The organism is Natrialba magadii ATCC 43099, from assembly GCF_000025625.1.
GTDB classification, from domain to species: Archaea; Halobacteriota; Halobacteria; order Halobacteriales; family Natrialbaceae; genus Natrialba; species Natrialba magadii.
Genome location: NC_013922.1, coordinates 3528588 through 3551590, shown reverse-complemented (window position 1 = coordinate 3551590; position 23003 = coordinate 3528588). Strand labels below are relative to the sequence as shown.

Here is a 23003-nt window from a genome sequence, read left to right as displayed (position 1 = left end):
GTGGGTGATCGGATGGGGGACCAACGCGGGGTGGATGTTGGACCTGTCTCGTCCCCCAATTTCACCGTTGCACTGGATGGTATTAGTGATGTCAGCGCGTTTTCTGGGTCGGAAAATCCACGTCGATAGCGAACCGGCCGTGCGCTTGGACCGCTTCTCTCGCTCGCTAGTCGTCACTCGGTGCTGCACCAGGGCGGTAACCCCGACTGATCGCCTTCCAGTGACCGGTCGAGAACCGGTAGTAGTTGATCACCGCGGGAGCGGCCGTCTCGGCGATGAACGAGAGATACAGGCCCACCAGTCCGAGTGGCGCGATATCGACGCCGGGAATCGTTACCCCCAGAACGGGGACCGGACCGATCGCAGGGATCGTCAGCCCGGCTGCACCGAGATAGGCGAGTGGAATCGCGAGTCCGAACATCCCGACGAGCTGGCTATAGAACGGCCACTTGGTGTCTCCACTGGCCTTGAGCGCACCTTCAGCACCCGTCGAGACGCCTTTCAGGATGATTGCGAGACACGCTGCGTAGATGAGCGAGACGGCGGCCGGAATCGAGAGTTCGGCTGGATCGTCGGTGAACAGGAGCACGATCGGCTCCGCGAAGACGAAGACGATTACGGCCGAGACGACGTAGACCGCTACGGCGTAGCGGATAATTTCCCGACCGTAGCGCTCTGCACGCCACTCGTGGCCGACGCCGAGTTCCTGCCCGACGAGACTCGAGGCAGCCAGGCCGAAGCCCCAGCCGGGCGTGTTCATCAGTCCCCAGATGCGCCGGGCGATGACGTAGGCGGCGACGATCTGTGGGCCGAACAGCGCGACGATGGCGAGCATCGGGAACTCGGCGACAGTCCAGACGGACTTGCTGCCGAGGACCGGGAGTCCGATTTTCGTCAGGTTCCGAACCGTCTCGCCGTGGACGTAGCTCCCGAAGGGATCGACGCTAACGGGGAACGTCCCGACGCCGGGGAGCCAGCCCGCGACGAGTCCGACCGCGAACGTCGCGGAGACGACCACGTTCGCAAGTACCGTACCGAGCGCTGCGCCCTCGACGCCCAGCCCGAACCCGAAGATAAGCACCGCGTTGAGCGCGATGTTGGCGACGGCACCGCCCGCACGGACGATCATCGGCGTCCAGGCGTCGTCCATGCCGACGAACGTCCGGCTACCGATGAGATTGAGTCCGGCGAACGGAACCCCGAGACCGACGATTTGCAGGTACTCCGCACCGAGCGCGATGGTCTCTGAATCGTTCCCAATGAGCGAAATGAGTTCGGTCGGATACGTCCAGAACAGCGCTGTCACCGGCAGCGTGAGGATGAGTACGAGGAGGGTACTCGAGCGCACCGCCTGCCCGAGCGAGTCGAACGAGTTCGCGCCGAAGCGCTGGGAGACGAGTGCAATGGTACCGCCGGCGACCCCACCGCCGAGGGCGAACGCGAGCCCCCAGAACGGCGAGGCGAAGCCGACGCCGGCGATAGCCGTCGATCCGACCGCCACGCCAACCATCGCGACGTCGACCGCGTTCTTCGACATTCGCGCGACACCAGTGACGACACGGGGCCACGCAAGGTCTGACGTTCGCTGCGCTCGCTCGGGGTCTATCAACCCGAGACGGGCAAGCGCGAGTCCGATCCAGTAGATACACAGCCGGATCGGATTGAACGATCGACGACTCACAAGAACCGTGTCGGCTTAATCGAGTCCCACAAAAGTGTCTTGCAGACGCGGCAGACACGTCCGATTTCGACTCGCTACCCTGTCTCACACGTCGAGATTGGTGTCACTCTGCTCGCTGTGACGTGTTGGTGTGTAGCCATGCACCCGTGTCGGCGTGTCGGCGTGTCGGTGTGTTGGTGTGTTGGTGTGTTGGTGTGTCGGCTACTCGACGACCAACACCGGAATAGACGCCTCCTCGGAAACTTGCTTGGAAACACTCTTTCGGAGATACCGGTCGAGTCCACTCGTTCGACCGACGACGATCAGGTCGACGTCGTGGGCGTCAGCGTAGTCGAGGATCGCCTGATGTCGGAGGCCGTGTTGCACACACGTTTCGACGGCAGAAACACCGGCGACAGCCGCGCGATCGGCGACGTATTCGACGGCCGATTCGCCGATCGGCTCGAGATCTTCGAAATCAACCCCCGGTGCAATTTCGGCCGAGTTGATGACGTAGAGTGCGTGCAGCGTCGCGTCGTGGGCGTCTGCGAGCCCAATCGCTTCTTCGATCGCTCGCTCCGTATTCGGACGGCCGTCGGTCGGGACCAGAATCGTGTCGTACATAGCGTGAACGGGTGTCTGTGTCGTGTTCGTACTCCGCTGTCAAAACGTCTCGTCTCTCCGGTCCCTACTCCGTCGTCTCGAGTGTGCTCGCGGATCGATCGAACGGTGACTCGAGTTCCTCTGGCCCGTCGTGCTCCGATCGAACGGCGGCGATGCACGCATCGACCGTCGGATTCGATAGTTCGACAGCACCAGCACCTGGGACGACCGGTCCGCCGCCAGTGAAGCACTCGAGTCCGGTGAGAATCGGACCGTGAGTGAAGTCGCCGAACTCGTCGGTGGCGGAGACCTCACGCTCGTCATCGACACCACCGACGGGTTCGGAGATGGTCCCGATTTGGCCGTCCTCGTCCCACCAGAACAGTGAGAGGATCACGTCGGATAGGTTGCCGGTTACGCGGACGGTGTCACAGTGGCTAAACTCGGCGACGATCGGTCCGTCCGCGAACTCGACCTGTGTGGGGTGGTGGTCTCCGTCGGTCGCCGTGGAGTCGGTACCGACGGCTCCCTCGTGCTCGTCCATGTTCTGGCCTTGTTCGAGGTGATGTATCAATCATTTTCTGACGCTGGATGACTCTCACGGGCACCGACGCGATGCCGTTGGCGACTGTTCGCTTGCGCGTTCGAAAGTGGGGGTTCTTCATGCATTCGGACAGACAGTACTCGAGTTCTGGTTCTCGTCCCAAACAGTTTTGACAAAATAGTCAGAATCAGAAGATGAATGTATAACTTATGATAGCTATGTGTCTGGTAGTGTGATAGAGATATGAAAGTCGAATATATCTGGTGTAAGCAGACTATCTACCGCGATCATGGATATAGACCAGTTTACCAGCTATTGAACAGCCATACTCCTTTTAGCCGCTGCTAGACTCTCTAAGCGACACTATACTGGTTACGACTTCCTGGCCGAATTTTATTCATCATGTTATTTTTCTTATGTCTACATCTTCTTAGCAGGTAGAATGAATATCTAATTGGCCCCACTCGATACGAACATACCCTTCGACAGACGCCGAAGCGTTTACAATCGTATGATTGTAACCACAGGTGAAACGAGTCGGGTTTCAGGCACTGTACTCGAGCCCACGCCGCCGGACGCGTTCGACAGCGTTGAACGCTACGTGAACAGCAGGTTGACTTCGATAGTGTTCGCGGCCGAGAGCAGTTGGTTGTGGAGGTCGTCGATATCCCACTCGCTCTCGAGTCGGTGCGTTGGTCCCGAAATCGAGACGGCACCGTAGACCGTGTCGTCGTTGTCCAGAATGGGCGCGCCGACGGCGCTGAGTCCCGGGAGGTACTCTCCGTGATTATATGCGAGGCCCTCCTCGCGGACCGTCTCGAGTTCGGCCGTGAGCTCGTCCCAGGTGGTGATCGTCTCGTCCGAAAAGGCGGGGAGGCCCCAGGTGTCGACGATGTCTGCAACGCGCTCCTCGTCGAAGTGAGCGAGCATGGCCTTGCCGCCGGCAGAGCAGTGGAGGTAGGTATGCGTGCCGACAGTGATATCCGAGGGGACCGAGCGGTCGCCGTCGCAGGTACGGAGGACGGTACCGAGGCCGTTCTGTACTGTTGAACAGAGGACCCGCTCGCCGGTCTGCTCAGCGAGATCCGCAATCGGCGTCTTGGACGCCTCGTACAGCGGTTCGGCGTGTTTAACGTGCTCGCCAAACGAAAGAAATCGGAGACTCAGTCGGTACTCGTCGCCTTCCTGGACGACGTACCCCTTCGACCGGAGCGTCGTCAGGTGCGCGTGGACCGTGCTCTTCGCGAGTCCAGTTCGCTCCGTGACCTCGGTTACGCCAGCGCCGTCGGCCTGCCAGAGGGCCTCGAGAACATCCAGGGTCTTCACGACTGCGTCGATCCGATCCACCGAATTCCTGCCTTGTGTTCCCATACGACACAATTCCTGTGGGCTGACAAAGGTGTTCCGCTGCGCCGAACAGTATGGTGCACGGTAACATTTATATGTCAATTGCTGTGATATGAGATATGGATTTCAGCGAGCCGTCAGAGGCGGTGCAGATTACGAAGGCACTCGAGGACTTCATCGAGCAGGAGGTCGCTCCACTCGAGCAGGAGTACGAGCAGTTTCTGGGTCAGGACTACGAGAAGCACATCGTCGACGAGAATCACCGACAGGTACCGGCGTATCGCGAGGTCGTCGAGACGATCCGCAAGAAATCAGTCGAAGCGGGTTTCTACGGGATGACGATGCCCGAGGAGGTCGGCGGTGGCGACGTCGATATCCTCACTCGTGCAATCGTCGGCGAACACATGGCGAACCGGCCGCCGGGCTTTCACAGCGCAATCTTCGGCGGTGCCGGCGGGCCAACGCCGATTCTCCTCGCGTGCGACGAGGAGCAGCGCGAGCGGTACCTGCAGCCGCTGATGGATGGCGAGATTACGACCTGTTTCGCGCTGACGGAGCCGGGCCACGGTAGTGACGCCCATCATATGGACACCGTCGCGGAGAAGAGCGAGTCACATAGCGACTCGGAGCGGAGCGGCACCGCTGCGGAGAACGATGGTGACGAGTGGGTCATCAACGGCCAGAAGGTGTACATCACGAACGGGCCCTACGCTGACTTCGCGATGGTTTTCGCGCGGACGAGCGGTGAGGACGGCGATCTGCACGGCATCACCTGCTTCCTCGTCGAGGCCGACAATCCGGGCTTCGAGGTCGGAACGATTCACCGATCGATGGGGATGACGCCCGGCCAACACGCCGAACTCCACTTCGACGATTGCCGCGTCGGCGAGGACCAGATCCTCGGCGAGGTCGACCAGGGATTCACGGCAGCGATGAGCTGGATCGGCGGCGGCCGGATCAACATCGCCGCGAACTCGGTCGGGACAGCCCAGTACCTGCTCGACATGTCCGTGGAGTACGCCCGCGACCGCGAAACGTTCGACAAGCCAATCGGCCATCGGCAGGGCGTCTCCTTCCAGCTTGCCGACCTCGCGACGGACATCGAGCAGACCCGTCAGCTCTACCGCTACGCCGCCTGGAAGATGGACAACGGCGATCGCGCCCGCAAGGAAGAGTCCATGGCGAAACTCCGCGGCGCAGAACTCGCGAACAAGGCGGCGGACATCGCCATGCAGGTCCACGGCGGCGCGGGATACATGAAAGAACTCCCGATCGAACGCAACTACCGCTCTGCGCGTGTCTTCCGCATCTTCGAAGGGACGGACGAAATTCAGAAGCGGACGATCGCACGCGAACTGATTTAACCGAACTCGCTCCTGTGGTCCGTTCGCCCGTTTCGCTGTTGCTGCCTGCTTTCCTCTCGGAGCGCACTTTTCGCGCTGGTACTCGAGTCCCCTTCTCGCTGAAGCCATCCCTCCAGGCTCCTCGCACCGGGTGGAGCGGGGCGATACCTACTTGGGGCATGGTGTGGTTACCCACACCATGTCGATCGGACGATTCCGGGACGTCCCATCGGAGATGGATGGGGTCGAACGCGAGATTGCGGCTGCACAGTATCCAGAGGGTGGACTGGTCTTCGGGCTCGCGAGCGGCGTCGTGGCCGGAATGTTGACGAGTGCGCTGTTGCTCGTCATCCTGCCGTTCGTTGGCGCACTCGCCGGCTTCGCCGTCGGACGGCAGTATCGCTCCTACCGACTTCGCCAGCGACAGGGGACTCGAGAGTCAGGCGAATGAGCAACTCGAGTTCGAGTGCGGACGGATCGGAGACGTTGTCCTCGAACGTTGGTTTACTCGGTGTGCTCGCGCTCCTGGTTGGGAACGCGATCGCGGTGCCGATCTTCGTGTTGCCCGGCCCGCTTGCCGGCGACGCCGGTCCGGCGATCGTGGTGGCGGCGCTACTGGCGGCGATTCCGGCAGCGTTCGTCGTGTTGTACAACGCACTGCTTGGTTCGGCGATGCCCGTCGCGGGTGGCCTCTACGTCTACATCTCGCGGCTCGTCGCGCCGTTCTGGGGGTTTCTCGTCCCAGTTACGATTCCGCTGGTCGCCTGGGCCTCGCTGCTCATCACGGCGACCGGCTTCGCCGAGTACACGCAGATTTTCTTCGACGTTTCGCCACTCGCGCTCATCTACGGCCTGCTCGCGTTCACGCTGTTCATCAACGTCGTCGGCCTCCGACTCGTCGCACAGGTGCAACTCGTCTTCTTCGTCGGCCTGCTGCTCGCGTTGCTCACGTTCATCGTCCCCGGCGCGACCGCAGTTGATACCGCGAACTACGCTCCGTTCTTCCCGGACTACGGTGCGTTTGCGCTCGCCGTCGTCGCGCTCTTTTACCCCTTCCTCGGCTTCGGCCTCCTGATCGAACTCGGCGAGGAGATCGACGACCCGAAACGGACGATTCCGCTCGTGCTCGGGCTCGGTATCGGTATCGTCGCGGTCGTCTACGTCGCGCTTATCGCCGTCCTCGTTGGCGTCGTTCCCTACACGCAACTCGGCGGGGAGGCGGACCTCGCGCTAGTGGTGTCGGTCTACCTGCCCTGGTGGGGCGAGTACGTCATCGCCGCGGGTGCGATCTTCGCCGTCGTCACGACAGTCAACACGACACTACTCGTTTTCTCGCGGACGCTCATGCGAGCTAGCCGGGACGGTATCCTCCCCGAATCGTTCTCCCGCATTCATCCCCGATTCGACACGCCGCACGTCTCGGTTCTCGCCCTCGGCCTGCCGCCGTTCTTGCTCGTTCCTATCGCGGGCGAAATTGTTGGTCTCTCGACGTTTATCGGTCTGGCGAGTCTCACCGCGTACTTCTTCTGTGCCGTTGGACTCTGGAATCTGCCCCGAGAGTTTCCCGAGCACTACGCGAATGCGCCGTTCCGGCTTCGGCGTTCGCGCGGCCTGCTGCTCGCTGTCGTCGGCGGCGCGATCACGACTGCCAGCTTCTGGGTGATCACGTTGCTTCAGCAACCGATTGTCGGTCTCGTCCTACTCGGCTGGTTCGTGCTCGCGTACGGCTACTATCAGTATCGGCTCCGAAAGCGTGATCCCAGCCAAGTCTATCTGACGATGACCTCGCTCGACGCCCACGAGCGTGTTGATCGCGTCGATCACGAGGACACCTCCGCAGCAGGTCCCCTCGGTGCTGATAGCGAGGGTACTCGAGACGATGCTCACGGCGCTCACGGCGCTCACGGCGCTCACGGCGCTCACGATTCTCGCGATTCTCGCGATTCTCACGACTCCCGTGACTCGGTCGAACCGGGTTCGGAAGACTAAGCTGCAACTCTCCTGCGGAACAACCATCGAATCGCGAACGTCAGACGAACAGTTATCTTCCGGGAGTACGTCATAATCTCACATGCCGATCGACTACAGTAATCGCGAGAAGTCCTACGAACTGTACCGGAAGGGAAAGCGTGAGGGAACCTGGGATCCGGACGACTACGACCTGACGCAGGACCGCGAAGATTGGGAGCAGTTCTCGGAGGCCGAACAACACCGCTTTCTCGCGACGTGTTCTGGCTTCTACGACGGCGAAGAAGACGTGACGCGGACGCTCGCGCCGTACATGATGGCACTCGACGCGCTCCCGAACGACGAGCTCCCCTTCGACACCGTTCAGGAGGAAATGTACCTCGCCCAGCAGGTCTACGAGGAGGCCAAGCACACTGACCTCTTCAGTCGGTACTTCGAGGAAGTCTTCGGCACACAGAACACCGCGCCCTACCGCGAGGGCGGCTATCAGGAACAGGGGTACAGTACGGACGACCTCTACGACACCGCAGACGACCTCCTCGCGGCGGTCAACAGCGGAGACCGGACCGAGCTCGTCTACAGCCTCGGTGAAGCCTACCTCAACTACATGGGCATCGTCGAGGCGCAACTCGCCCGCGGGGGCTACCTCAGTTTCGACCAGATGATCGAACTGAAGGCAACTCAGATGGGCAGAGACTCCGTACTCGAGTCGTTCCAGCAGGCCATCGGCAAGGTGCGACAGGACGAAACTCGTCACATCGAGAACGGCCGCTGGGTGATGAAACAGCTCGCGATTGCCGAACCCGATATCGTCGCCGATGTCTACGAGCCGCGAATGGAAGAGTACGTCGAGAATCGGTTGTTGAGCGACCCACTCTACGACGACCAGCCGTTCGAGGGCTACGATCCGGATCGGATCGGCCACCAGCTTGTCCAGTATCTCCAGGATACGATCGATTACATCGGTGCCGAGCGCTTCGACCAGTACGGTGATGTTCGGGCAGCACTCGAGGCGGAAACTGCGGCCGACTGACGAGGGCCACTGTCGTCGTTTCGACGCCAGTTTTGGTGAAAAGGTGCTACTGCTGCTATTGCTGCCGGTGCTGCTGCCGATGCTGCTACCGCTCCCACAATCACCGGTCGTTCGACCGCGACAGATCCGCCGTCGCAGTCCCGGTCAGAAGTGTCTTCCCTCCCGGCGTCGCGGCTTCGAGCGTCACGTCGACAGTTTCGCCCTGCGACACCGACTCGACTTCACCCGTCGCAACGATGGTCTCGCCGGGGAAGACACGCGACTGAAACCGCACGCCGAACGACGAAATCGTCTCGCGGCCGAACCAGTCCGTCACGACGCGGGAGGCGACGCCAGCCGTAAACATTCCCTGGCCGAAGACGCTCTCGTTGCCCGCCGCCGTCGCGTAGGGCTCGTCGTAGTGAATCGGATTGAAATCCCCACTCGCACCGGCGTACTTGACGAAGTCGCGCCGCTCGAGGTCGGGGGCGACGACGGTCGGGCCGGCTTGGCCGGACTCGAGTACGGCCGTAGATTGCGGACGGTCGACGGGATGTGGCTCAGGTTCGGACTCGTGAGTGGTCGCTGCGTCACCAGCGGATGTCTCCTCGCCGCCACCATCGTCGACCGCACCCTCTGTTTCGATCGCCGTCGCCCGGTCGGTGAGCACGAGCTCGCCCGACTGGTCACGGTAGGCCGTCTCGAGTACAGCGAAGGTCATCGTACCGGCGCGGCCGCCGTCGCGCTGGTAGACCTCGGCGAGCGTCGTCTCGCCGGTCAGTACGTCGCCGACGAGCAGCGGCCGTTCGTACTCGTAGGCCTGTTCGCCGTGGAGGACGTACTCCGGTCGAAAGCCGAGGTCGAAGCCGTAGTGACCCTCCTCGCGTTCGTCCATCTCGGCGTCAGCGCCGACCTGATAGCGCGGAAATCGTTTGACACGTGGGAACGTCAGTGGTGCCGGAATTGCGTCGAACCCGCGCTCTCGTGCGACGGTTTCGTCTCTGAACACCGAGTTCGTGTCCGTGATCGCCCGAGCGAACTCGTCGACTTTCCCCGCCTCGATCCGGAAGCTTTCGACAGTCTGCTTCGACTCGCCGACCATGGACTCGAGTTTGGCCAGCGGCTTAGTCGGCATTCGACGCACCTCGGTCGCGACGGATCGTTGCGGAGCGTGTAGCCATTGTCGTGAGATTCGAACAACGACCCCATAAGCGTACGCCCACCGGCGGATCTGCGCCGCGACCAAAAACGTTAACAGAACACACAGTGGTGTCGGTAGCATGTCACAGGGACCAGTTGCAGTGATCGGCGGCGGGATCATGGGGGCGGGAATCGCGCAGGTGCTCGCGCGGGCTGGCTACGAGGTTCGCGTTCGCGAACTATCGGACGAGTTGGTAGACGAAGCACGGGATCGGCTCATCGCTGGAAACTACGGCCTCGACGACGCTGTCGAGGGCGGCTACCTCGACGAGGACGAGAAAGCGGACATCCTCGATCGGATCTCGTTCACGACGGACATGGAAGAGGCGGCCGCAGGCACGGAATTCGTCATCGAAGCCGTTACCGAAGACCTCGCGATCAAGGGACAGGTGTTCCGCGAACTCGATTCGGTGACCGACGACCAGCCGCTGTACTCGAACACGAGCGGCTTCTCGGTCACCGCAATTGCGAACGCCGTCTCGGATCCCTCGCGGGTCGCCGTCACGCACTTCTTCAATCCGGTTCCGATCATGTCGATGGTCGAAATCGTCGAGGCACCGGAAACCGATCAGGCGGTCGTCGACCGCGCCGAGGACCTCGTCGACGAGCTCGGAAAGACGCGAATTACGATCGACGACGACCCGGGCTCCTACGGCTTCGTCGCCAACCGCTGTCACGCGGCGATGCGCGAGGAGGCACAGAAAATCGTCGACGAGGGAATCGCCACGGAAGCCCAGGTGGATACAGCACTCGAGAAGGGCTACAATCTGCCGGCTGGGCCGTTCGCGTTGCGAGGGATCGGCGAGGAGTGGGAGTGAGCGCGTACGAATGCCGGAGTAGTTGGCCGTTCGGAACGTCTATAGTACTCGCTGAAATACTGTGACGCACACACATGCACGAGGCAGTTATCGTCGACGCAGTGCGAACGCCGTTCGCCAAGCGCGACGGCTCCTTCCGTGACACCCACCCGCAGGATCTCGCAGCGAAACCACTCGAGGCACTCGAGGAGCGAAACAAGTTCGACCCCGAGGTCGTCGAGGACGTAATCTACGGCTGCGTCACCCCGATCGGCGAGCAGGGCGCGAACATCGGTCGTCTCGCGCCGATGGTCGCCGGCTGGGGCGACGGCGTCCCCGGCGTCCAGCTAAACCGAATGTGCGGCTCGGGCCAGCAGGCCGTCAACTTCGCCGCGGCGAACGTCATGGCCGGCCAGCACGACGTGCTGGTCGCCGGCGGCGTCGAGCACATGACCCGCGAGCCGATGGGCTCTGACGGCGACGGCGTCACTGACACCTACTTCGAGTACTTCGACGAGGTCACTCACCAGGGCGAGGGCGCAGAGCGTATTGCGGAGAACTACGGCTTCAGCCGCGAGGAACTCGACGAACTCGCCGTCGACTCCCAGCGTCGGTGGGGTGAGGCCTGGGATGCAGGTTACTACGACGACCAGGTCGTCCCCGTCGAAACTGCACTAGATGGCGAAGAGAGCGAGTCGGGAAGCGACTCGGGTAGTCGAACGGGGAGTGAACCGACCCGTGAGACGATCACCGTCGAGCAGGACGAACACCCGCGCCCAGAGACCGACCTCGAGACGCTCGCTGGCCTGCCGCTCGCGTTCCGCGAGGAAGGCAACGGCGTCCACCACCCAGGCAACTCCTCCGGCATCGTCGACGGCTCGTCGGCGATCCTCATCGCCAGCAGGGAAGCCGCCGAGGAGCACGGCTGGGAGCCGATGGCCCGCATCGTCCAGACCGAGGTCGTCGGCGTCGATCCGATCACGATGCTCACTGGGCCGATCCCCGCGACCGAAGGGGTACTCGAGAAGGCCGACATGGAACTCGAAGAGATCGACCTCTTCGAGGTGAACGAAGCCTTCGCCTCCGTGGTCGCGGCCTGGCTCGAGGAGACCGGCGTCTCCTGGGAACAGGTCAACGTCAATGGCGGGGCGATCGCGCACGGCCACCCGCTCGGTGGGACGGGCGCGATGTTACTGACGAAGTTGGCGCATGAACTCGAGCGGACCGGGAAGGACACTGCGCTGTCGACGATGTGTATCGGATTCGGACAGGGGGTGGCGACGATTATCGAGCGAGTCTGAGAAGCCGAAATCCGATTCTGACGCTTTCTCTCTCGCTCTTGCTCTCTCAGTCGTCCAGGTCGTCGATCCGCAGGTCCTCGTCGAACTGCAGTGTGTTCTCGATCTCGGTCTCGTCGACGTCTTCGAACGCCCAGCGGGCGATCGAGCGGCGGTGGACCTCGTCTGCGCCGTCGACGATACGGAACGCGCGGACGGCCTCGTAGAAGTGTGCGATCGGGAGGTCTTTCCCGATGCCGTTGCCCCCACAACACTGCAGTGCGAGGTCGATGGTGTCCTGCGTCACGTTCGCGGTGAACATCTTCGCCATCGCGACCTCGATGCGTGCGTCACTGCGGTCGAGTTCGCGCGCGGCGTGGCGGACCATCGTCCGGGCGGCGTGCAGTCGCGTTTCGGCGTCGGCGATTCGGTGGCGAAGCGCCTGTTTCTCTTCCAGGGTCGAACCGAACGCCTCGCGCTCTGCGAGGTAGGCCTTCGCGATGTCGAGCGAGCGCTCGGCCATCCCGGAGTAGCGCATACAGTGGGTGAGTCGACCGCCGCCGAGACGCATCTGGGCGATCCGGAAGCCAGCGTTCTCCTCGCCGATGGTGTTCTCGACGGGCACGCGAACGTTGTCGAACTTCATTTCGGCGTGGCCGCCGGTGCGTTCGGTGATGCCGTGGCCCCCGAGGTGGGGAACGTTCCGGACGACTTCGACGCCGTCGGCGTCCCGCGGAACGAGGATGATCGAGGTTCCCTCGTAGGGGTGGGCGTCCAGATCGGTCCGCGCCATCAGGAGGTAGAAGTCAGCGTCGAGCCCGTCCGAGGTCCACCACTTGTGAGCGTTGATGACCCACTCGTCGCCGTCCTTGACGGCGGTGCTCTGGAGCATCTTCGGATCGGATCCCCCGCCCTGTTTAGGCTCTGTCATCGCGAACGCGGAAGTCATCTCCCCCTGGACGAGCGGCCGGAGGTACTCCTCTTTTTGCTCCTCGGTACCGACCATCTCGAGGGTGTGCATGTTCCCCTCCTGTGGCGCGTTGGCGCGGATGGCGTGCGCACCGATGAGTGACCGGCCGACCTGCTCGAAGGAGGGCAGCATATCGCTGAAGTCCAGTCCCTGACCGCCGTACTCCTCGGGGACCTGCGGAGCGAAGAGGTCTCGCTCTTTTGCCTCCTCCCAGAGGTCCTCGATTTCGTGCATCGGAATCTGCTCGCCCGTCGCAAGCGCTTCCCGCTCGCGCGGGATGACGACCTCGTCCATGAAGGACTCTACACGGCCCGCAACTGCCTTCGCCGTCTCGGAATCGTGGTATTCCATACGGAGGTGTTCTCACACACCACTGTAAATGTACACCCCAATTCCAGACAGCATTGTAAACGCTCGTACTGTTGCACGCAGGTCGATGCAAGCCAGTGGCTGACGAAACGGTGCCTGGAGTGGATCAACCGACGTGGAGGCTCCGCCATCGTCCCGGCCCCTGCATCCCCCGAACCCCCGCCATCGTCCCGGCCCCTGCATTCCTGCCGAACGTGTCGACTCGGGATACGTTTTAATAGTGGTGTATGATATACAGGGCCATGGACCTGGACGACCTCAGTGCTGCGGCCAGAGAGGGTAATGCCGCTCGACTCCACGACGAGACGGCGCGCCACCACGGCGACGCAGTTGCGATTGAGTACCACGGAATAGCACACACACACGAGGAACTTCGCGCACAGAGCGCCCGGTTCGCCGGCGGCCTCGTCGACCTGGGGATTGAACCCGGCGACGCCATGCTGCTCTACTTGCCGAACTGCCCGGCCTACCTGATCGGCTCGCTCGGCGCGCTCAAAGCTGGCATCGCCGTCTCCCCAGTCAATCCGCAGTACCGCCGGCGCGAACTCGCCTACCAACTCGAGGACACCGACGCGACGGCGGTCCTGACCCACGCCGCGCTCCTCCCACATCTTCGGGAGGGACTCGAGGATGTCGAGACCGATCCGACCATCATCAGCGTTGCCAGCACCGACGACGATATCCACGCGTTCGAATCGGTTCGCGACGAGGAGACGTTCGTCGAGCGGGCGGACGACGACGTCGCGCTGTTGCCGTACACGTCGGGAACGACGGGGAAGCCAAAAGGTGTCGAGACAACCCACCGGAACTTTCGGGCGCAGATGTTCGCGACGCTTTCCCAGGAGAGCGTGCTCGAACCCGAGGAAACCCGCAGTCTCGTCTGGCTACCGCTGTATCACATCACCGGCTTTACGCACACCGCCTGGCAGCCGCTGATTCAGGGCGGGCGCATCTTCCTCCGGAGCGCCGCAAACTGGGACGGCGAGACGGCGATGGAACTGATCGAGGAGGAGGCGATCACCCACTTCGTCGGCGTCACCGCGATGTACGTCGACATCGTCAACAGCGACGAGTTCGGCGACTACGATCTGACCACACTCGAGATGGCCGGCGAGGGCGGCGCGAAGATGTCCGTCGCCGTCCAGAAGGAGTTCGAATCGGTCGCGGGCGTCGACATGCAGGAGGGCTACGGGCTCACTGAAACTCACGGTGCGACCCACACCCAGTCGAACTCGACGTTCGGCCTTCGCCACGGGACGATTGGTCAGCCGCTCCGGATGACTGACTGCAAAGTCGTCGACAGCAGCGGCGAGGAAGTCCCGCCGGGCGAGGAGGGCGAACTGTTCGTGCGCGGCCCACAGGTCATGAAGGGCTACCACAACCGTCCGGAGGCGACCGAGGCTGCCTTCACCGACGACGGCTACTTCCGGACCGGTGATATCGCCCGACGCGACGCAGAGAACTACTACGAGATCGTCGACCGGAAGAAACACGTCATCGTCACCGCGGGCTACAACGTCTATCCGAGCGAACTCGAGGAACTCCTCTCCGAACACGAGGCCGTGGCGGAGGGTGCCGTCGTCGGCATCCCGGACGAGCGCCGCAACGAGGTCCCGAAGGCGTTCGTCGTTCCGACACCCGACGTAGAATCTGGCGTCGACGTCACCGAGGAGGAAATCACGCAGTTCTTCCTCGACAACGTCGCGGCATACAAACACCCGCGCGAGGTCGAGTTTATCGACGAACTGCCGCGGACGACCTCGGGGAAGATTCAGAAGTACAAGCTAGAGGAGCGGTCTGAGGAGCCCGAGAAACTGGAATAGCGTCACTACTGTTTTCGTCCCCGTCCGTCCCATCAAGTAGGACACCTCTATTACTGACCCAGCGCAGCGGATCCATCCGCCGTCCGATAGTACCGCACGCCATCGCGCCAGTCGAACGCGACTTCGTCTCGCTCGGCGAGCGTTCCGAGCGCACCGAGTGTGTCGAGCAACTGCGCCGGATACTGCAGGTCGCCGTACAGGTGTTCCGTAATCTCGAGCGGCGTCGCCGGCCCGACGGCTGCGACAGCATCCTCTCTGGACTCGAGTAGCGAGTCGAGATCAGCCCGAGTGTCCGCGAGCGCTCCCGCGGTGTCGGTGAAGATCGGCCCGTGGCCCGGACAGACCCGTTCGAACGGGTGCGCAGACGTCACATCCTCGAGTCGCCCCAGTCCAGCATCGAACGCCTCGACTGCCTCGTACGCTCCGTCGTCGAGGCCAACGTGTAGCGCACCCGCCCGAAACGATTCGATGAGTGCGTCGCCGCTGAACAGCACCCGCTCGCCGCCAATGCTCGTTGCGAGACTCGCATGGTGTACCTGGTGACCCGGCGTGTGAATCGGCTCGAACTCGAGTCCCCCCACACAAAACGAGTCGCCGAACGAGAACCCGATCGCATCGTCGGGATCGAGCAGCCGTCGGTTCCGTTCGAGCGAGTGCCGCGCGCGCTCGACCTCACGCTCGAGTGCCGCATCCTCGTAGCCCGCGGAGCGTGTCGTCTCGCGAACGCGCGCTGCGAGGTCGTCCTCGTCGCGTCGGACCTGCTCGAGCGCGGGTTCGGGCGCGTAGACCGTCACACCAGCTGCGCGCAGCGCCGGTACCTGTCCGATGTGGTCGCTATGGGGGTGTGTGATAACGACTGCATCGATCGTTTCGAGGGCGACGCCGAGCCCGTTCAGTTGGGTTCGCATCGTCTCCGTTGCCTGCTCGCCGGGCGGTCCCGCATCGACGAGCACCCGTTCCCCTGTTGGCCCCTCGACGAGATATGCGGCGGCGTGGTTCGGCGGCCACTCGACGCTGAACTCGAGTCGCTCGACGCGCTCACCACGCTGGGATGGCGAGCGCTCGTCCGTCGTCTCCATCGTCGCAGACGACGGTGTCTCATTATTTAAATGTCGGTTTTACGGCGAGTGTGAACAGTCACTGCCAAAAATGGCAGAATGTTTACTAGAGTGTCGAAGCACCACGAACAGAGACTATCCGAGAGGATATGTGCCGGCCTCCGAAGAGAATCTCCTACGGGACGAGTCTGTACAAAGGTGATATCCTGCCATCCAGAAGGGAGTAACTCAGATAATTCACCGTGCGAGAGTGCTTTTGTCTCAGTAGCACGGTCTATCTCCTTAATTACTATCTCTACTTTTGTATACCTCGCCTTTTGAGGTATCATACACAGAGAGCGGTTTTTCCTTCGTTCCAACGTATAATCGGAGAAATTACAATGACTCCTCGGTAGTGACAGCTATGGGCGAAGCAGACGCCATCGATCGCGTGCAGGAGCCGTGTACGATCTCGTCGCTAACCGAAGAACTGCGCGATCTGGGCGTAGAGCCGGGACAGACCCTCCTCGTTCACTCCTCGCTCTCGTCACTGGGCTGGGTTGCAGGTGACGCCCAGGCCGTCGTCGAGGCGCTCCAGAACGCCGTAACTCCCGATGGAACGCTCGTGATGCCGACGCACACGTCACAGTATACTGACCCATCCGTCTGGTCGAATCCGCCCGTTCCGTCGGATTGGGTCGAGACGATCCGGACGGAGCGTCCCGCATTTCGGCCAGCCGCGACACCGACGCGAGGCATGGGCGCAATTCCGGAATGTTTCCGAACCTATCCTGGCGTCGTCCGGAGTTCACACCCCATCTACTCGTTCGCTGCGTGGGGCTCGGCAGCCGACGAGATCGTCGCCGACCACCCGTTCGACTACGGACTCGGCGAGGAGTCCCCGCTCGCGTCCGTCTACGAGCGAGACGGTGACGTACTCATGCTCGGCACGGACTACAGTACAAACACGTCGCTGCACCTGGCCGAGTACCGTGCTGACCTCGATCTTGGAACGTCGACGACAACCGTGCCGGTCCTCGAGGACGGTGAGCGAGTCCTTCGTGACACCGAGGAACTCGAAACGTCAACGGACGATTTCCCCGAGGTTGGAGCCGCGTTCGAAGCCCAGCACGACTATCGCGAGGGTGCCGTTGGCGCTGCGACGGCCACCCTACTCGAGCAGCCGGCGCTCGTCGACTTCGCGACGGAGTGGTTCGAAACGAATCGGTAGTGTGACTGCACGCTCACACTCGTCACTCACCGTACCCACGCCGATCACGAGTTTCTGTCGTGGATCGCGTCCAATTAGCGGACTTCTCACTATCCGAACTGTTTTCGTGTCAGAGTGAAACAGTATCATAATGGCGGAGACCGACACTGCCCCTACTGGCTGGCCATCCCCCGACTCGACGGATCTCCAGGTGATGCTCCTCGGGACGTACCATATGGACAATCCGAGGCTGGACGAACTAAATCTCGAAAGCGACGACGTACTCACCGCACAGAGACAGACCGAACTCGAGTCCTTCGCTACAGACCTCGCTCGCTGGAACGCCGACCGCATTGCCGTCGAACGGCCATATGACCGGTTCGAGGCGGTGAACAGCCTCTACGACGAGTACCGGTCCGGCGAGCGTCGATACGATACAGAAGAACGAATCGAGCCACCACACCCGTTTCGAGACGAGACCGACACCGAGTGTCGGAGTGAAGTCGTTCAGCTTGGCTTTCGAGTCGCGGACGAACTGGCGCACGAACAGGTGTCTCCAGTTGACTACCCGGTACGGCTTGGAAACGACTCGCTCGAATCGCTTCGCGACCAGGGGTTCGAACCGGACGAGAAGGAGAGTGCACTCGAGTCCGATCCAGAACAGCAGTTGGAAATGATGGCGACCCAGCTGCAATCATCGACGATTCCGGAGTTCCACCACTGGCTGAACCAAGAGGAGCAACTCGGCATAAACGACGAATCACTGTTCGATGCGTACCTTCGATGGGGAGAGAACGACAACTTCGGCGGCCCTCGAGTACTCTCAACCTGGTACGACCGCAACATCCGAATCGTGCACAACGTCTGGCGGGCGATTGAACCGGACGACGAACGGGTCCTCCTTCTCGTCGGCAACGGACACGTACCCGTGCTTCGGCATCTGTTTGCGACAGCGCCGCTGTTCTGTCCAGTGAGTCCACTGCCGTACTGCTAGGGTCTCCTCGCTACGTGCTTCGGTCCGTCTCGAGTGTCGGCGAGGTACTCGAGTACCCCGTACTGGAATCGATCGAGAGCAGGAGTCGAACCGTCAGTAGTACGCTAGCGGCGGTCACCTCGTTGCAGATGACGAGCTGCGGCCACGGGATGGGTCACCGGTGCGGATCTCGAAAGCGGCCATCGCGAGGATAGTGCCGCCGAGCGTGGCGAGTTTGACGAGGAACACAGTGGTGAAGACGTATCCCCAGAGGCGATTCTCCAGAGCCAGTACGCCGAGAGCCAGAGCGCTGCGAGTAGCGCGGCTAGCATAGTTGGAACGCGACGTAGGGTCAGATCGAGCCATCTCCTGTCTACGCTGAGTCCTACTCCTGGGTTCGGTCGGAGGCGGCTGATGTATCGAGCCGCCCCTCGACGAACGCAGCGAAATCCGCGGTGAACGCCTCGACCTCGTACCAGTCCGTGTACTCGTAATCCCGGGACGTATCGCTATCGCCGGTCGCCCCCTTCGCGATTCGTTTCATCACGAGCCGTTTGAGGAAGCCGTACTTTGAGTACCGAAGCGCGCCACCGAAGAGTCCGATTCGGTCCGGCTGCCAGTCGGTCTTCTCGAGGAACTCGTCGACGTACTCCGCTGCGTCCGCCCGTGCTGAGTCGTCGTCGACGGCTGAGGCAAGCGACAACTGGAAGAACGCGGTCGGTCGCGACGCCAGCGCCTCGCGTTCGGTCCGCACGAACTCACTCACAGTCGACTGGTGCGTTCCCATGTGGACCGATGCCCCGACGAGAACGGCGTCGAACGACTCGGGAGCATGATCTCCCAGCCCATCCGCAGCGTCGACCGTAGTCGCATCGTGACCGCGGTTGCGAAGCACGTCGGCGATTCGGTCGGCAACAGTGGCCGTCTGACCCTCTCCAGTGCCGTAGTAAATGAGGAGCGATAGCATGGGTGGTGATCGGTTCTCGTACGACGCCCACGCGGATAAAGGACTGACGTATCTGCCCTCCCTTGTTCAAGCGGACAACAGGGAGAGTCCCATCCAAAAATCGGCTGCTGAACGCTATCGAAATATCTCTGGCGAGTGTTACCGATTCTCTCGTTGCTCGACCTTGTTCAGATAGATAATATCCAATGTGCGAACAGATGAAACACTGGGGCTGTACCATCGATTTCCTATTGGTGGTAAGATTCTTTGTCTATGGCATCATAGTCATATCTATGTCAGCAGAAACGGACGGGCAGGGGAGGTTGTACATCCCCAAAGACGTACGAGAAAAATACGGGGAGAAGTACCACATCGTCACGTACGAGGACAGAATTGAACTCGTTCCGGTTGCAGACGACCCACTCGCTGCAGTCCGCGAAGCGGCAGGCGAGTTACGTGACGCATCCATCGACGATATTCGCGCGGACATCGAAGCAGAAGCGAAAGCTGAGGTCCGCGAGAAAGGGGACGATAGATGACGGTCTACGTCGAAACCGACTTTTTACTCGCGCTCGCCAAAGACTCAGACTGGTTGCAGCAATCAGCAGAAGAAGCACTCGACGAGTACGACGTAGAAACGTCGGCCTTCTCCTATCTCGAACTCCTTCTCGCCCGAGAACGGTACGAGTTTGATTACGTCCCACTCGTGGCAAATCTGCTCGAACTCGTCCCTGTCCGGAACGAGGAAGAACGACAGATCGTTCTGAAGGCCGTCAACTACTACGACGAGGGAATGACGGCGTTCGATGCGTTCCACGCCGCGACTGCAGAAACTCGGACGCTGGACGTACTCTCATCGGAGAAAGACTACGAAGACATCGAGGTGGAACGAGTCCCGCTAGAACCTACTGATGAATGACAATATCTCCATCACGTGCTACCGATTCTTACGCTGCTCTACTTTGTTCAGGTAGATGAAATCCATGGCACGAGTCACAGAAAATACCTGTCGTGGGTAATAGTGGGCAACACTTATTCAGCAGTCGATCCAAGACGGTAACATGACGAAAGTAGATGCTCAGGACCTCCGAACGAACGAGACCGATGACCGAGGTCGAATCTATCTCGGAACGGAATATGCGAACAAACGTGTGACTGTCGCCGTCGTCGAAGTAGAATCTGATCATCCTGACGAGGACGAACTGGCTGCCGCGTATCGCGAGGCTTCTGAGAGCGCGGAAGAGCTTGCAGAAGAGTGGGACGAAGCATCGGACGAGGCGTGGGACGGGCTGGATGAATGAGCGAGGATACGGAGGTTCGTCGCGGTGACGTCGTTATCGTTCGCCTTGATCCAGCAGAAGGGCACGAGATGAAAAAGACTCGTCCTGCAGTCGTCGTCCAGAACGACGTTGGGAACAAAAATGCCAGTACGACAATCGTTGCACCTGCGACGGGAACGTATCGAGGTTATCCGTTCGAGGTTCTTGTTGAGGCAGCGAAGTCGCCGTTTGAGAAAGATTCCTCGATCCGTCTCGACCAGGTGCGTGTCGTCTCCATCGAAAAGCGGATTCACTCAGTTCTTGGAAGCCTCGACACAGAAACGATGGAGGCGGTGGACGAGGCGTTGAAACTGAGTCTCGGACTAGACTGACGTATGCGTTGCGATCAGTATAGGTGAAACATGGAACAGCAGCGAGTGACAAAACATATACATTCAGCACACTAATATTGAGAGAATGACTACTAGACAACGTGACCTCATCGACCAAATCGGGCGGGTTCTCGTCGTAGCAGTACTCGTTTACGTAACCTCATTTGCTATCGCGTACCTTGTAGCGATGTTCCAGATGAGTATTCACCCACTGCTTCTGCTCTTTCTCAGTATTGCTATTGTTGCTGGAGGACTCGGGACATACTATTATCGACATTCAGAGAAATCTTTCTTATAGCAAACGTAGGAACAGATTCGTACTGTTCGCACGTGTAGTGACCGCTGGTTCTGGTGATCGGTCTTTTGCTTAATCCGTTCAATACGAACCAACTGAACAGCAACCGAAAGATTACGAAACCCTAATCAGTAGCGTAAACACGCTCAGAAACCCATTTAGTGCTTATCTAGTACTCCTTTGCTCAACTTTGTTCAACTCGATCAAGAGTCGGAAGATCGCTTTCACGAGGTTCGCATCCACGTCGAACTGCTCTGCGTTTCGACCCGCCCGGTCCATCACCTGCTCTTCTTGTTTCTCGTCGGTCGTCGGCAGATCCTTCTCGTCTTTGACCGCCGCGATTGTATCCGCGACGTAGGTGCGCTGGGCGATCAATTCGACAATCTCTCGATCAATCGTCTGAATTTCCTCACGGAGTTCTTCGAGATCCATCTCCTCCGGTGTTCGTTTCTCCGTCTCCGATCCGCCATCTGTGGCTGTGTTTCGAGTCATACTATCTCGTCTCTCAGTCAGTTGACTTCGTCGCTCCGCTTTCCCGCTCGCCAGTTCATATCTCTCCGCCCTCCCTGGACCTGTCCTGCACTCGTGTTCCATCCGTCCGCAACTGCAAAATCCGCGTCGTTCCGTCGCGATCATCCCACCGTTCGCGGACGGCTTCGAGTGACTCCTGTTCGCCAATCGCAACGTAACTCGGCCCCGTCCCCGACAGCGACACGCCCTTCACATCCGGGAGTGCCTCGACCATCGGTCCCGTCGGGAACTCGAGTACCCCGCAGAACGCAAACCCGTTGACGGTCATCGCCTCGCCATAGCGGCCGTCGAGTGCGAGTTCTTCGACCAGGCGTGCCATCGGCGCGACGCGCTTGCAGGCGTCGATGTCGGCGTCGGCGCTGAAGGCCTGTTCTGGCGGGGTGTAGACGAGTGCTTGCAGGTCGTCGTCGAACGCTTCGCGGGCGAGTAGTTCGTCGCCCGTGTTGTCAGTGATCGTCACGCCGCCGAGCATGCTGGCGCTGGCGTCGTCGAACGCGCCGGTGGCGGTGACACCGGCTTCGCGGGCGGCACGGACGCCGAGTCGGCAGGCGTCGATTCGGTCGACCGCATCGGCGACGCCGAGTGCGTCGAGGGTGGCGAGCACCGTCGCGTTGGCGGCCGCGCTCGAACTTTTGAGGCCGGCGGCCAGTGGAACCTCACTTTCGGTTCGGACGCGACCGCCGACAGTTTCCGGGTCGAGTCCGGCGTCGGCGGCAAACGCCGCAATTGTGAGTTCGACACAGCGTTCGATGAGGTCGGTGTCGGCGTCGGGGTGGCCTACGATGTGGCCATCGACGGTGTCGATTTCGTGTTCCGCGAGTTTCTCGTGTTGCTCGAGTTCGACTGTCGCAGTCGTCTCGAGATCGATCGCGAACGCCGAACCGGTTCCCGTTGCGAGCGCGTTGAGAACGGTTCCGGCAGCAGGTGCGACGGCGCGACCATCCATACGAACATACTCTCAGAGAATGTATTTACGGCTGGCGGTTCCGACAACTCTTCTCGTGTCACTGGAACGCTGTCCCATAGCCACACGAGTACGTCCAAGCGGGTCCGACCAGCGCCGGAACGGCTCGTGTACCACGGCTGCCCCTCGAATGGCGTGTCGATAGGAGGTGACCGGCGGTTGATATCAAGAGATGCGTGTATGTGAGATGTCACTACAGATCCTATATAAAATATACAATAAATTTTTATTTCGGCACCGCTCCCGCTCAAACGACATGCCAGAATAAACAGGTGAACGAGACGTTTGATAGATAATGCTATTCATATAACTGACTGCTAGCTACAGTTCACCACGTCTTCTCAGACCTGACATCCCGGGTAAGTGTATTCGAACATGGTAATTGAGAGTTCACCAAATCAGGTGGACCATCGCTTTGCTGGGACGGTCGGTCGTGAGTGGGTTCTGTCTCTTCTTGGGTGTGACTGTAGCCGATCATCGATA

Annotated in this window: 23 protein-coding genes; 13 read left to right on the top strand and 10 right to left on the bottom strand. The window is 60.8% G+C overall.

Features of this window, described 5'->3' with window-relative positions:
• Positions 1 to 166 precede the first annotated feature (166 nt).
• From NMAG_RS16540 to NMAG_RS16525, 4 genes are all read right to left on the bottom strand, one after another.
• Complete coding sequence (locus NMAG_RS16540) at positions 167 to 1681, bottom strand: MATE family efflux transporter (protein WP_004267841.1); 1515 nt, start codon at positions 1679 to 1681, stop codon at positions 167 to 169.
• Positions 1682 to 1882: 201 nt separating this feature from the next.
• On the bottom strand, positions 1883 to 2284 hold the full coding sequence (locus tag NMAG_RS16535; protein WP_004267842.1) for a universal stress protein: 402 nt from the start codon (positions 2282 to 2284) through the stop codon (positions 1883 to 1885).
• 64 nt (positions 2285 to 2348) lie between these two features.
• Entirely contained in the window at positions 2349 to 2807 is a 459-nt protein-coding gene (locus NMAG_RS16530) for a hypothetical protein (RefSeq protein WP_004267843.1), read from the bottom strand.
• Positions 2808 to 3404: 597 nt separating this feature from the next.
• Entirely contained in the window at positions 3405 to 4178 is a 774-nt protein-coding gene (locus NMAG_RS16525) for an IclR family transcriptional regulator (protein WP_012996833.1), read from the bottom strand.
• A gap of 95 nt (positions 4179 to 4273) precedes the next feature.
• Here NMAG_RS16525 and NMAG_RS16520 point away from each other — a divergent pair, with 95 nt between their 5' ends.
• The 4 genes from NMAG_RS16520 to NMAG_RS16505 all read left to right on the top strand — a co-directional run bounded on the left by NMAG_RS16520 (position 4274) and on the right by NMAG_RS16505 (position 8498).
• Positions 4274 to 5518, top strand: coding sequence for an acyl-CoA dehydrogenase family protein (locus NMAG_RS16520; protein WP_004267845.1), 1245 nt, complete (start codon positions 4274 to 4276; stop codon positions 5516 to 5518).
• A 178-nt stretch (positions 5519 to 5696) separates the two neighbouring features.
• Positions 5697 to 5948, top strand: a complete 252-nt coding sequence (locus NMAG_RS16515) for a hypothetical protein (protein ID WP_004267846.1) — start codon at positions 5697 to 5699, stop codon at positions 5946 to 5948.
• Positions 5945 to 7486 (top strand): APC family permease, encoded by a 1542-nt coding sequence (locus NMAG_RS16510; RefSeq protein ID WP_004267847.1) that lies wholly within the window; start codon positions 5945 to 5947, stop codon positions 7484 to 7486. Before NMAG_RS16515 ends, NMAG_RS16510 begins: the two co-directional genes overlap by 4 nt.
• Before the next feature lie 82 nt (positions 7487 to 7568).
• Positions 7569 to 8498, top strand: a complete 930-nt coding sequence (locus tag NMAG_RS16505) for a R2-like ligand-binding oxidase (RefSeq protein ID WP_012996832.1) — start codon at positions 7569 to 7571, stop codon at positions 8496 to 8498.
• A gap of 100 nt (positions 8499 to 8598) precedes the next feature.
• Here the strand turns inward: NMAG_RS16505 and NMAG_RS16500 are convergent, their stop codons facing one another.
• Entirely contained in the window at positions 8599 to 9612 is a 1014-nt protein-coding gene (locus NMAG_RS16500; protein WP_004215852.1) for an FAS1-like dehydratase domain-containing protein, read from the bottom strand.
• 145 nt (positions 9613 to 9757) lie between these two features.
• Between NMAG_RS16500 and NMAG_RS16495 the strand changes: the two genes are divergently transcribed.
• Both NMAG_RS16495 and NMAG_RS16490 read left to right on the top strand, forming a co-directional pair.
• Positions 9758 to 10495 carry a 3-hydroxyacyl-CoA dehydrogenase family protein gene (locus tag NMAG_RS16495; RefSeq protein ID WP_004215854.1) on the top strand — a complete coding sequence of 246 codons (738 nt, stop codon included), beginning with the start codon at positions 9758 to 9760 and terminating at the stop codon, positions 10493 to 10495.
• A gap of 74 nt (positions 10496 to 10569) precedes the next feature.
• On the top strand, positions 10570 to 11775 hold the full coding sequence (locus tag NMAG_RS16490; RefSeq protein ID WP_004215855.1) for a thiolase family protein: 1206 nt from the start codon (positions 10570 to 10572) through the stop codon (positions 11773 to 11775).
• A gap of 46 nt (positions 11776 to 11821) precedes the next feature.
• Here NMAG_RS16490 and NMAG_RS16485 read toward each other — a convergent pair whose 3' ends face one another.
• Positions 11822 to 13072 (bottom strand): acyl-CoA dehydrogenase family protein, encoded by a 1251-nt coding sequence (locus NMAG_RS16485; protein ID WP_004267849.1) that lies wholly within the window; start codon positions 13070 to 13072, stop codon positions 11822 to 11824.
• Between the two features lie 260 nt (positions 13073 to 13332).
• Between NMAG_RS16485 and NMAG_RS16480 the strand changes: the two genes are divergently transcribed.
• Entirely contained in the window at positions 13333 to 14913 is a 1581-nt protein-coding gene (locus tag NMAG_RS16480; protein ID WP_004267850.1) for a class I adenylate-forming enzyme family protein, read from the top strand.
• Positions 14914 to 14963: 50 nt separating this feature from the next.
• Here the strand turns inward: NMAG_RS16480 and NMAG_RS16475 are convergent, their stop codons facing one another.
• On the bottom strand, positions 14964 to 15992 hold the full coding sequence (locus NMAG_RS16475) for an MBL fold metallo-hydrolase (RefSeq protein WP_004267851.1): 1029 nt from the start codon (positions 15990 to 15992) through the stop codon (positions 14964 to 14966).
• Between the two features lie 382 nt (positions 15993 to 16374).
• Between NMAG_RS16475 and NMAG_RS16470 the strand changes: the two genes are divergently transcribed.
• Together NMAG_RS16470 and NMAG_RS16465 are read left to right on the top strand one after the other, a co-directional pair.
• Complete coding sequence (locus NMAG_RS16470) at positions 16375 to 17181, top strand: aminoglycoside N(3)-acetyltransferase (RefSeq protein WP_004267852.1); 807 nt, start codon at positions 16375 to 16377, stop codon at positions 17179 to 17181.
• 130 nt (positions 17182 to 17311) lie between these two features.
• Positions 17312 to 18154 carry a DUF5694 domain-containing protein gene (locus NMAG_RS16465; protein ID WP_004267853.1) on the top strand — a complete coding sequence of 281 codons (843 nt, stop codon included), beginning with the start codon at positions 17312 to 17314 and terminating at the stop codon, positions 18152 to 18154.
• Between the two features lie 364 nt (positions 18155 to 18518).
• On the opposite strand, the gene NMAG_RS16460 is transcribed toward NMAG_RS16465, so the two are convergent.
• Positions 18519 to 19100 carry a flavodoxin domain-containing protein gene (locus tag NMAG_RS16460; protein WP_004267855.1) on the bottom strand — a complete coding sequence of 194 codons (582 nt, stop codon included), beginning with the start codon at positions 19098 to 19100 and terminating at the stop codon, positions 18519 to 18521.
• A 272-nt stretch (positions 19101 to 19372) separates the two neighbouring features.
• Between NMAG_RS16460 and NMAG_RS16455 the strand changes: the two genes are divergently transcribed.
• From NMAG_RS16455 to NMAG_RS16440, 4 genes are all read left to right on the top strand, one after another.
• Complete coding sequence (locus tag NMAG_RS16455) at positions 19373 to 19618, top strand: hypothetical protein (protein ID WP_004267856.1); 246 nt, start codon at positions 19373 to 19375, stop codon at positions 19616 to 19618.
• A complete protein-coding gene (locus tag NMAG_RS16450; protein WP_004267857.1) occupies positions 19615 to 19998 on the top strand; it encodes a PIN domain-containing protein in 384 nt (127 codons plus the stop codon). The genes NMAG_RS16455 and NMAG_RS16450 overlap by 4 nt, the downstream gene beginning before the upstream one ends.
• 142 nt (positions 19999 to 20140) lie before the next feature.
• A complete protein-coding gene (locus tag NMAG_RS16445; RefSeq protein ID WP_004267858.1) occupies positions 20141 to 20380 on the top strand; it encodes a hypothetical protein in 240 nt (79 codons plus the stop codon).
• A complete protein-coding gene (locus NMAG_RS16440) occupies positions 20377 to 20730 on the top strand; it encodes a type II toxin-antitoxin system PemK/MazF family toxin (RefSeq protein WP_004267859.1) in 354 nt (117 codons plus the stop codon). The genes NMAG_RS16445 and NMAG_RS16440 overlap by 4 nt, the downstream gene beginning before the upstream one ends.
• Positions 20731 to 21190: 460 nt before the next feature.
• Here the strand turns inward: NMAG_RS16440 and NMAG_RS16430 are convergent, their stop codons facing one another.
• Positions 21191 to 21517, bottom strand: a complete 327-nt coding sequence (locus NMAG_RS16430; protein ID WP_004267861.1) for a chorismate mutase — start codon at positions 21515 to 21517, stop codon at positions 21191 to 21193.
• Between the two features lie 55 nt (positions 21518 to 21572).
• Positions 21573 to 22502 (bottom strand): shikimate kinase, encoded by a 930-nt coding sequence (locus tag NMAG_RS16425; protein ID WP_004267862.1) that lies wholly within the window; start codon positions 22500 to 22502, stop codon positions 21573 to 21575.
• Between the last annotated feature and the right edge of the window lie 501 nt (positions 22503 to 23003).

Bases quoted from the DNA above. Each gene is read 5' to 3' on its own strand.
- NMAG_RS16490 (WP_004215855.1), top strand. From the start codon at position 10,570: ATGCACGAGGCAGTTATCGTCGACGCAGTGCGAACGCCGTTCGCCAAG.
- NMAG_RS16440 (WP_004267859.1), top strand. From the start codon at position 20,377: ATGAGCGAGGATACGGAGGTTCGTCGCGGTGACGTCGTTATCGTTCGC.
- NMAG_RS16425 (WP_004267862.1), bottom strand. From the start codon at position 22,502: ATGGATGGTCGCGCCGTCGCACCTGCTGCCGGAACCGTTCTCAACGCG.
- NMAG_RS16515 (WP_004267846.1), top strand. From the start codon at position 5,697: ATGTCGATCGGACGATTCCGGGACGTCCCATCGGAGATGGATGGGGTC.
- NMAG_RS16480 (WP_004267850.1), top strand. From the start codon at position 13,333: ATGGACCTGGACGACCTCAGTGCTGCGGCCAGAGAGGGTAATGCCGCT.
- NMAG_RS16510 (WP_004267847.1), top strand. From the start codon at position 5,945: ATGAGCAACTCGAGTTCGAGTGCGGACGGATCGGAGACGTTGTCCTCG.
- NMAG_RS16460 (WP_004267855.1), bottom strand. From the start codon at position 19,100: ATGCTATCGCTCCTCATTTACTACGGCACTGGAGAGGGTCAGACGGCC.
- NMAG_RS16530 (WP_004267843.1), bottom strand. From the start codon at position 2,807: ATGGACGAGCACGAGGGAGCCGTCGGTACCGACTCCACGGCGACCGAC.
- NMAG_RS16505 (WP_012996832.1), top strand. From the start codon at position 7,569: ATGCCGATCGACTACAGTAATCGCGAGAAGTCCTACGAACTGTACCGG.
- NMAG_RS16455 (WP_004267856.1), top strand. From the start codon at position 19,373: ATGTCAGCAGAAACGGACGGGCAGGGGAGGTTGTACATCCCCAAAGAC.
- NMAG_RS16450 (WP_004267857.1), top strand. From the start codon at position 19,615: ATGACGGTCTACGTCGAAACCGACTTTTTACTCGCGCTCGCCAAAGAC.
- NMAG_RS16475 (WP_004267851.1), bottom strand. From the start codon at position 15,992: ATGGAGACGACGGACGAGCGCTCGCCATCCCAGCGTGGTGAGCGCGTC.
- NMAG_RS16430 (WP_004267861.1), bottom strand. From the start codon at position 21,517: ATGACTCGAAACACAGCCACAGATGGCGGATCGGAGACGGAGAAACGA.
- NMAG_RS16485 (WP_004267849.1), bottom strand. From the start codon at position 13,072: ATGGAATACCACGATTCCGAGACGGCGAAGGCAGTTGCGGGCCGTGTA.
- NMAG_RS16525 (WP_012996833.1), bottom strand. From the start codon at position 4,178: ATGGGAACACAAGGCAGGAATTCGGTGGATCGGATCGACGCAGTCGTG.
- NMAG_RS16470 (WP_004267852.1), top strand. From the start codon at position 16,375: ATGGGCGAAGCAGACGCCATCGATCGCGTGCAGGAGCCGTGTACGATC.
- NMAG_RS16520 (WP_004267845.1), top strand. From the start codon at position 4,274: ATGGATTTCAGCGAGCCGTCAGAGGCGGTGCAGATTACGAAGGCACTC.
- NMAG_RS16500 (WP_004215852.1), bottom strand. From the start codon at position 9,612: ATGCCGACTAAGCCGCTGGCCAAACTCGAGTCCATGGTCGGCGAGTCG.
- NMAG_RS16535 (WP_004267842.1), bottom strand. From the start codon at position 2,284: ATGTACGACACGATTCTGGTCCCGACCGACGGCCGTCCGAATACGGAG.
- NMAG_RS16465 (WP_004267853.1), top strand. From the start codon at position 17,312: ATGGCGGAGACCGACACTGCCCCTACTGGCTGGCCATCCCCCGACTCG.
- NMAG_RS16495 (WP_004215854.1), top strand. From the start codon at position 9,758: ATGTCACAGGGACCAGTTGCAGTGATCGGCGGCGGGATCATGGGGGCG.
- NMAG_RS16445 (WP_004267858.1), top strand. From the start codon at position 20,141: ATGACGAAAGTAGATGCTCAGGACCTCCGAACGAACGAGACCGATGAC.